Source organism: Ornithinibacillus proteolyticus, assembly GCF_039581225.1.
Lineage (GTDB): Bacteria > Bacillota > Bacilli > Bacillales > Amphibacillaceae > Ornithinibacillus > Ornithinibacillus massiliensis.
This window is the reverse complement of sequence record NZ_JBCPXV010000079.1, coordinates 1-6,672: the sequence shown is the minus strand read 5'-3', so window position 1 is coordinate 6,672 and position 6,672 is coordinate 1. Positions and strand designations below refer to the sequence as shown.

Here is a 6,672-nt window from a genome sequence, read left to right as displayed (position 1 = left end):
TCTCTGGTTGATATTTACAATGAACATCATTCCCAAAGGGAATAATCATGGAGGAGCCGTATGCGATGACCCGCACGTACGGAACTGCGAGAGGCGCATGAGTGATTCATGCGCCTACTCTATTTGACGGATAGGAAAGCATAGAATAGGTATCTTTCCATTCTCTATGGGACGAGCGGGGATGATGGTAGTTTTGCTATTTGAAGCACCTCAGTGCCCTAAATGAGGAAGGAAAGCAGAAAAAGGTAACAGAGGGGTTATCTCAGTGACCTAAATGAGGAAGAAAAGCGTGAAAAGGTAACAGAGGGGTTATCTCAGTGCCCTAAATGAGGAGGAAAAGCAGAAAAAGGTAACAGAGGGGTTATCTCAGTGCCCTAAATGAGGAGGAAAAGCGTGAAAAGGTAACAGAGGGGTTATCTCAGTGCCCTAAATGAGGAGGAAAAGCAGAAAAAGGTAACAGAGGGATTATCTCAGTGCCCTAAATGAGGAGGAAAAGCAGAAAAGGTAACAGAGAAGACCCCTCAGTGACCCAAATGAGGAGGAAATGCTGGAAAAGGTAACAGAGGCTCTGCCTCAGTGACCTAGATGAGGAAGAAAAGCAGAAAAAGGTAACAGAAGGAGCATCTGTTACCCAAATGAGCAAGGAAATCCCCTCCCTTTTTAACTAATTGGAAATGATCTGCAAGCATAAGAACAAAAAAACCCACATTCGCTAGATACGAGCAAATGTGGGTTTTTACTTTACTAACTTGATAAATTGGTGATCTTCTACTACCCTTCTATTCTAGTAAGTAACAGAAGATTTCTCCGTTTAACCATACGAAATTTTATCTCCTTGTGTATACAAACATTAGATATATTTCAAAAAAAGTATTGAATAAAAATCAATAAAGTGGTATAAATATACATAATCATTAATAATAATACACAAAGGTGAATGAGACATGAAACAATTATTGAAGGATGAACTCCAAGGTATTGAACAAGATTTATGGGATATTTGTAAGCAAATGTATGATCATCCAGAGTTAGGTGATCAAGAGTATGAATCTATGAAACTTCTAACCTCACTATTAGGGAAACATGGTTTTTCTATTGAAACAGGAATTGTAGGACGACCAACTGCTTTCAAGGCGGAATATACTAGTGGAAAGCCTGGTCCGAAAATTGCTTATCTTGCTGAATATGATGCACTCCCAGGGGTTGGTCATGGCTGTGGGCATAATTTAATCGGGACGATGAGTGTTGGAGCAGGAATCACGCTTAGTAAAGTGATTCAGGAAATCGGAGGAAGTGTGGTTGTTCTTGGTACACCAGCAGAAGAAACAAATGGTGCTAAAGTACCGATGAGTGAGCAAGGAGTATTTGACGATATGGATGTTGCGATGATATTACATCCTAGTGATCAGTCCTATGTTAGTGGGGAGTCCCTTGCCATGGATGCAATTCAATTTGCGTATTCTGGAAAAGCCTCTCATGCAGCGGCATCCCCAGAGAAAGGGATTAATGCGCTAGATAGTGTTATTCAATTGTTCAACGGTATAAATGCTTTAAGGGAACACCTTCCGACTGATGTACGTATCCATGGCGTTATAACAGAGGGAGGAAAAGCGGCAAATGTCGTTCCTGATTATGCGGTGGCACAATTTTATATTCGAGCAAAAGCACGTTCTTATTTAAATGAAGTAGTGGAAAAGGTTAAGAATATAGCCACCGGTGCAGCGCTAATGGCAGGAACGACTTTGGAGATATCTAATTATGAACTTAGCTATGACGATATGATAACAAATCAGTCTTTATCAGATGCTTTTACAAAAAACTTAGCACAAACTAGTGATTTACCTATACTAGCAGCCAAGCAATCGTACGGCTCGATTGATATGGGCAATGTGAGTCAGGTTGTTCCTGCTATACATCCTTATATCGGATTAAATAAGCCTGGCCTAGTTGCCCATACAAAGGAATTTGCCGAGCAAACGATAACAGAGGATGGGTATAAAACACTTAAATCTGGTGTATTGGCACTGGCTGGAACAGGGTTTGATATTATTACCAATAAAGATTTACTAGAGTCAATCAAGAGTGAATTTGAAACACAGTGATTTTTTATACGGATTTATGAATAATTAATCAATATTATTAATGTTTATAAAGGGAGAGATGACATGATGAAAAAAATAATAGTTACTTTGATGGGAATAGTACTGCTTACCTTCTTAGCCGCATGCAATGCAGGAGAAGCAAGCTCTGCTAATAAAGAGGAGCAAAAGGTATTGAAAATGGCTACATCTGCAGATTTTCCACCATTTGAATCCTATGATGAACAAGGTAACTTTACTGGGTTTGATGTGGAATTAGCACAGGCTATTGCCGATGAATTAGGCTATGAATTAAAGATTCAAGATATGGATTTTGATGGGTTGATTGGTTCCCTGCAAGCAAAACGTGTGGACATCGTACTTGCTGGCATGAGTGCAACAGAGGAGAGACGGGAGAACGTTGATTTTTCTGAACCGTATCATCGTTCTGGGGAAATGTTTATAGCAAAAGCAGATCAGCAAATAGAAGACCTTTCTAACTTAGAAGGAAAAGTAGTAGGTGTACAGTTAGGGACGATTCAAGAAGAGGGTGCTGAAAAATTAGCGGAGGAATACGGATTTGAAGTGAAAAAAGTAGATAGTGCCAATATTTTAGTTCAGGAATTGAACTCTAATCGTATTGATGTGGCATATATGGATAAAACCGTTGCTACAGGATACATTACCTCTCAAGGCTTTACAGGCTTTGATGACCCAACCACTAGTTCTCCAGGGATGGCGATTGCTTTTCCAAAAGGGAGTGAGCTGGTAGAAGAGGTCAATGCCATTTTAAAACAGTTTGAAGAAGACGGAACACTAACAGCGTTAGAAGATAAATGGTTATCTGAATACAAGTAATTTTACAGCGAGAGAGTGAGGTGTGAAGGCATGAATTTGGACTTTAGCCAGATTGTGCCTTCAATTCCTTTTATTTTAGAAGGAATTGGAGCAACATTAAAGTTTGTTAGTGTATCCATTATCGTTGGTTTCATACTAGGAACAATATTAGCTTTGTTTAAAATTAGTAAAAAGAAATGGCTGAAATGGCCAGCGGATTGTTATACATCGATTTTTCGTGGGACACCATTAATATTACAATTAATGATCATTCATTATGCTGTTCCACAATTATTTGCCTATGATATACCAGTGTTTTTAAGTGCTGTGTTAGCATTTGGACTTAATTCTGCTGCGTATGTATCAGAAATTATCCGGGCAGGTATTATGGCTGTTGATAAAGGACAAGTAGAGGCAGCGGAGGCGCTAGGTGTAGGGTTTAGACCAATGATGGTAAATATTATCCTTCCACAAGCAACCAAAAATATATTACCTGCATTAATGAATGAGTTTATTACGTTAACGAAGGAATCGGCACTAGTTTCTACAATCGGTTATATGGATTTAATGCGACGAGCGGAGATTGTCGGAGCGCAACTTTATCGTAACTTTGAACCACTGTTAGTTGCTGGTCTTATTTATTGGGTCATGATATTTATCCTAACTAATATCGGTAGTTGGGTCGAACGGAGGATGAGGCAAAGTGATTAAGACAATCGATCTTACTAAATCATTTGGAGATAACCTAGTATTAAAAGACATCACTACAATGATTGATCAAGGAGAGGTTGTTGCTATAATTGGCCCTTCTGGTTCTGGTAAGTCAACCTTCCTACGTTGCATCAATTTATTAGAGGACCCAACAGGTGGCTTTATTTGGATAAAGGATAAGGAAATAACCAAACCTCAAGTGAATAAATTAGCGATAAGAAAAAATATTGGCATGGTATTTCAACATTTTCATTTGTTTCCTCATATGACTGTACTAGAAAATGTTACGTATGCTCCAATAAAAGTAAAGCATATGAAAAAGGATCTAGCTGAAAAGCTTGCGGAGGAATTACTTGCAAAGGTTGGGTTGACTGAAAAAATAAATGCCTATCCAAATCGTTTGTCAGGTGGGCAAAAGCAGCGTGTAGCTATTGCAAGAGCTTTAGCGATGGATCCGGAAATTATGTTATTTGATGAACCCACTTCAGCGCTTGATCCAGAAATGGTGAAGGAAGTATTAGACGTTATGAAGGATCTTGCACAAACAGGGATGACGATGGTTGTTGTCACACATGAAATGAATTTTGCCAAAGAAGTAGCGGATCGAATATTTTTTATGGATGAAGGTCAGATAGTAGAAGAAGGGAAGCCAAAGGATTTCTTTTCGAAGCCAAAGACAAAAAGAGCAGAAGACTTTTTATCGAAGGTGCTTTAAAAAAACGCGGATGAGCAAGACTCACCCGCGTTAACTTATCCTAATAACTTAACAATGTCTTTCTCTATTTTATCTGGTGTTGTTTGGGGGGCAAAGCGTTTTGCGACATTGCCATTTTGATCGATTAAGAATTTAGTGAAATTCCATTTAATATCTTCTGACAAAAAGCCCTTCGCCTCGCTTGTTAAATGTTTAAACAATGGATGCGCATCTGGACCCTTAACATTGATTTTCTCAAACATTTGGAATGTAACCCCATAGTTCATTTTGCAAACCTCTGCTATTTCCTCTCCTGATCCTGGCTCTTGATTACCAAATTGGTCACAAGGAAAGCCGAGAATTTCCAACCCTTTATTCTGATAGGTTTCATATAGTCTTTGTAGTCCTTCAAATTGAGGAGCAAATCCACATTTACTTGCGGTATTGACAATCAGTAAAACTTTACCTTTATAATCACTTAGATTTTTAGTTGCACCTTGCAATGTGACTGCGGAAAATTCATATATACCCATTGTATAATTCCCCTCCTTAAATTCATCATAGCAAATGGATGCCATTAATAAAAATAAAAAAGACGACCATTGGCCGTCTTTTCACTACTTATTGAGCTACCTTTTCTTCTTGGGCAATGATTGCTAGTCTGCGATCAATTTCCTCTTGAGATAGGTTATGCTCTTGTACATATAGATTTCTTGGGTGTACACGACATTCATGTGTACAACCACGCATATATTTATGCTCATTTTCTTCTGAGCAGAGAATTTGTTTATTACATTCAGGGTTAGCACAATTTACAAAGCGTTCACATGGCTCCCCATCGAAGTAATCCTTACCAACGACAACATGCTCTTTACGGTTAATGTCTACAGCAATACGTTCATCAAACACATAGCATTTCCCATCCCATAGCTCACCTTGAACTTCAGGGTCTTTACCATATGTTACAATCCCGCCATGAAGCTGTGCAACATCTTCAAAGCCTTCTTTAATCATCCAGCCAGTGAATTTCTCACAACGAATTCCGCCTGTGCAGTACATTAAAATCTTCTTACCTTCAATAAGGTGTCTGTTTTTACGTACCCATTCTGGTAGCTCACGGAAGTTATCGATATCAGGGTTAAGTGCACCACGGAAATGACCTAATTCATATTCATAGTCATTACGAGTATCCACTATAACAACGTCATCACGTTCCATTGCTTCACGCCACTCTTTTGGTGTTAGGAATTCACCAGTTAATTCTTTTGGATCAGGATTTTCTTCTTCATCTAGACGAAGCGTTACTAATTCTTTACGTGGGCGAACATGCATTTTCTTAAATGCATGACCATCATGCTCGTCTACTTTAAAGGTTAAATCAGCAAAGCGAGGGTCATTGTGCATCATTTCCATGTACTTGTTTGTGCTTTCCACAGTTCCAGATACAGTACCGTTAATTCCCTCTTTTGCAACTAATACTCTTCCTTTTAATCCGATTTCTTTACAAAAGGCTAAATGATCTTTCGCAAAAGTTTCCGGATCTTCGATGTCTACATACTTGTAGTATAATAAAACTCGATAATCTCCCATTTTCATTACCACCTATCATTCATATTTGCAAGATATAAATGTTGGTAGTCGCTATTTACTTTTTATAATCTTGCAAGTGTATAGTTTAACAAGTTTTTAGCAAAAATTCAACTGCTTATTCAGTAGTACGTTTATCTGTTTTGTTACGTTTCCACTTGTTTATTATTCAACTGCTTTTATTTTGCATAAAATTCAAGTTGTCTAATAATTTTTTGAATTTTTTTAAGTAAAACATTCTCATTCACTTGATTTTTTCCATTCAAAGGGGTAAAGTATAGGTAGCAAAAGGTAATTGAAATTAGTAATACTTTACGATCTCTTTATCCGAAGTAGGTGTAAAAGTATTAGGGTTCAATTGTACTTTGCAAGCTATTTGATAAGGAGGTCATATAAATGACTGGTAAAGTAAAATGGTTTAACGCAGAAAAAGGTTTCGGTTTCATCGAGCGCGAAGACGGTGACGATGTATTCGTACACTTCTCAGCTATTCAATCTGAAGGTTTCAAAACTCTTGAAGAAGGTCAAGACGTTGAATTTGAAATCGTTGAAGGTAACCGTGGACCACAAGCAGCTAACGTTGTTAAACTTTAATTAAAAACACAACTACAAGGCTTATCTCAAGTGAGATAAGCCTTTTTATAGTGTGCCAGGCATGCACACATTCTCTAGGGTTGAAGTCCTGAATCACGAAGGCAGTAGTAGTGATTAGCTTAAGACAAGGGTGTCTAGGGTGACCTAGAATCTGAAGGAAGTCAGCGGCAA

At 38.2% G+C, this 6,672-nt stretch carries 7 protein-coding genes; 5 read left to right on the top strand and 2 right to left on the bottom strand.

Annotated elements, in window-relative coordinates:
• Window positions 1-944: 944 nt before the first annotated feature.
• The 4 genes from AAIB49_RS18990 to AAIB49_RS18975 all read left to right on the top strand — a co-directional run bounded on the left by AAIB49_RS18990 (window position 945) and on the right by AAIB49_RS18975 (window position 4,341).
• A complete protein-coding gene (locus AAIB49_RS18990; RefSeq protein ID WP_339217169.1) occupies window positions 945-2,102 on the top strand; it encodes a M20 family metallopeptidase in 1,158 nt (385 codons plus the stop codon).
• 66 nt (window positions 2,103-2,168) lie between these two features.
• Window positions 2,169-2,936, top strand: coding sequence for an ABC transporter substrate-binding protein (locus AAIB49_RS18985; RefSeq protein WP_339217168.1), 768 nt, complete (start codon window positions 2,169-2,171; stop codon window positions 2,934-2,936).
• 30 nt (window positions 2,937-2,966) lie between these two features.
• Window positions 2,967-3,626, top strand: a complete 660-nt coding sequence (locus AAIB49_RS18980; RefSeq protein WP_186869643.1) for an amino acid ABC transporter permease — start codon at window positions 2,967-2,969, stop codon at window positions 3,624-3,626.
• Window positions 3,619-4,341: an amino acid ABC transporter ATP-binding protein gene (locus tag AAIB49_RS18975; RefSeq protein ID WP_339217167.1), complete on the top strand. Its 723-nt coding sequence runs from the start codon at window positions 3,619-3,621 to the stop codon at window positions 4,339-4,341. The genes AAIB49_RS18980 and AAIB49_RS18975 overlap by 8 nt, the downstream gene beginning before the upstream one ends.
• 35 nt (window positions 4,342-4,376) lie before the next feature.
• Here AAIB49_RS18975 and AAIB49_RS18970 read toward each other — a convergent pair whose 3' ends face one another.
• Both AAIB49_RS18970 and trhO read right to left on the bottom strand, forming a co-directional pair.
• Complete coding sequence (locus tag AAIB49_RS18970; RefSeq protein WP_339217166.1) at window positions 4,377-4,853, bottom strand: glutathione peroxidase; 477 nt, start codon at window positions 4,851-4,853, stop codon at window positions 4,377-4,379.
• A gap of 88 nt (window positions 4,854-4,941) precedes the next feature.
• Window positions 4,942-5,910 (bottom strand): oxygen-dependent tRNA uridine(34) hydroxylase TrhO, encoded by a 969-nt coding sequence (gene trhO / locus AAIB49_RS18965; protein WP_339217165.1) that lies wholly within the window; start codon window positions 5,908-5,910, stop codon window positions 4,942-4,944.
• 393 nt (window positions 5,911-6,303) lie between these two features.
• Between trhO and cspD the strand changes: the two genes are divergently transcribed.
• The gene (cspD, locus tag AAIB49_RS18960) at window positions 6,304-6,501 is read left to right on the top strand and encodes a cold-shock protein CspD (RefSeq protein ID WP_186869647.1); all 198 of its coding nucleotides are present in this window, start codon (window positions 6,304-6,306) and stop codon (window positions 6,499-6,501) included.
• The last annotated feature ends 171 nt before the right edge of the window (window positions 6,502-6,672 follow it).